The sequence below is a fragment of the Kitasatospora sp. NPDC093558 genome (genome assembly GCF_040683475.1).
Lineage (GTDB): Bacteria > Actinomycetota > Actinomycetes > Streptomycetales > Streptomycetaceae > Kitasatospora.
The window spans coordinates 1-1576 of record NZ_JBFBDY010001091.1; the positions used below are offsets into that span (position 1 = coordinate 1).

Consider the following 1576-nt stretch of genomic DNA (forward strand, 5'->3'; position numbering starts at 1 on the left):
GCCAGATCGTGCCCGCGCCCGCGGCAGCCTGGTAGTCGACGCCGCCGATCGCCACCGGCAGGTCCACGGGCGTGCAGACGGCGAGGTAGTCCACCTCGCCCGCTGCCGCGCGCGCCAACTCCCGTTCCACGCTGCGGAGATGGAGGGCCGACCCGGACCACGTGCACGCGGGCAGGTCCTGCGGGCGGAGGTCCCGCACGCTGACGGGCACGGCAACGGTGGACTGGGGGAGCGGCTGGTGAGATCCCATGCCCGGGACGGTACTCCCGTCGATCCGCCGTCCGCAGGCCGATTTTTCCTCCACCCCAAGCCCACGAGGGCACTCAGTCGGCCGGTCCCGTCGTCGCGTGCGGCCTCACCGCCGGTTCGAGCAGCGACAACGTCCGCTGTTGCGCGTCGAGGCCGACGCGGATGCCGACCGGCATCGGCAGGTTCGGGCCGGCGTGCCCGAACTCGACGTTGCCGAGGACCGGGATGTCCCGGTCGCCGAGGACGTCGAGGACGATCTCGCGCAGGGTCGGGGAGGCGCCGGGTTCGAGGCCGCCGATCTCGCGCGGAACGCCCACGACCATGCCCGAGATCCGATCGAGGATGCCGCAGTGCCGCATCACCTGCAGATAGCTCCACACGTACGAGGCCAGGCCGCCCATCTCCTCCCAGAACAGCACCGCACCGTCGAACCGTTCGAGCGGCAGCGCGAAAGGCGTCGCCTGCGCCAGCACGATGCGGTTGATCACCCCGCCGATCAGCCGGCCCTCGGCACGACCGGGACGCCAGCATTCCCACGACGGGCTCGCGGGCAGCGCACCGATCGCCTCGGTACCGGTCAGCAACTTGGCGTAGAGCGCTTCGAGTTCCGCCCGGCGCGCCACGGGCGCGGACTGCCAGTGCCCGCCGAAGCCGGGGACGGCCATGTCGGCATGGAACCCGACCAGACCCGTGCGCGCGTAGAGCACCAGGTGCAGTAGCGAGATGTCGCTGTAGCCGAGGATCGGCTTGGGGTCGGCCCTGATCGCCTCGACGTCGATCAGGTCGAGGTAGCCGAGCGCCGTCTGGCCGCCGTCACTCGCGACGATCGCGCGCACCTCGGGATCGCGCAGCAGGCCGTTGAGCTCCGCGGCGATCTCGGCCGGCGTGGCCGCGCTCCACCAATGGCGGCGTCCTGCTTCGAGCAACGGAGCCCGGCGCACGCGGAATCCCATCCGTTCGAGCACCGCCACCGTCCGCTCGACGTTGGGCTCGTAAGCGGCCGGCAGCGGACCGGACAGCGAGGCGATGACGACGAGGTCGCCGGGCCTCAGGGCCCGCGGTCGAAGCAGTCGAGGCAGTGCGGAACCGGTCATGGCGTCAGTGTCGCCGGTGCGACCGGTGCGGTCACGTGACTTTCGCCGGCCGCCCGCTCCGGCGGTGCGGGGCCGGCACACCGAGGCCAGGCTGCATCGCGCGTAGACCATGCGCGTAGACAGCCCTTGACCTGTGGGGTTGGTCGCCCCTACGGTTCGTTGGATCACGCAGACCCCACGCCGGTTCGAGGGCGAATCGCGCCCTCCCGGCCTGCGGGAAGAAGGAGCAAACC

The 1576-nt window shown here is 71.6% G+C and carries 1 protein-coding gene and 1 pseudogene; both read right to left on the minus strand.

Annotated elements, in window-relative coordinates; translation table 11 throughout:
* Nucleotides 1-250, minus strand: a pseudogene (locus tag AB0O00_RS38760) (GNAT family N-acetyltransferase); the annotation flags it as partial.
* Nucleotides 251-323: 73 nt separating this feature from the next.
* Entirely contained in the window at nucleotides 324-1343 is a 1020-nt protein-coding gene (locus tag AB0O00_RS38765) for a S66 peptidase family protein (protein WP_363659376.1), read from the minus strand.
* Nucleotides 1344-1576 lie beyond the last annotated feature (233 nt).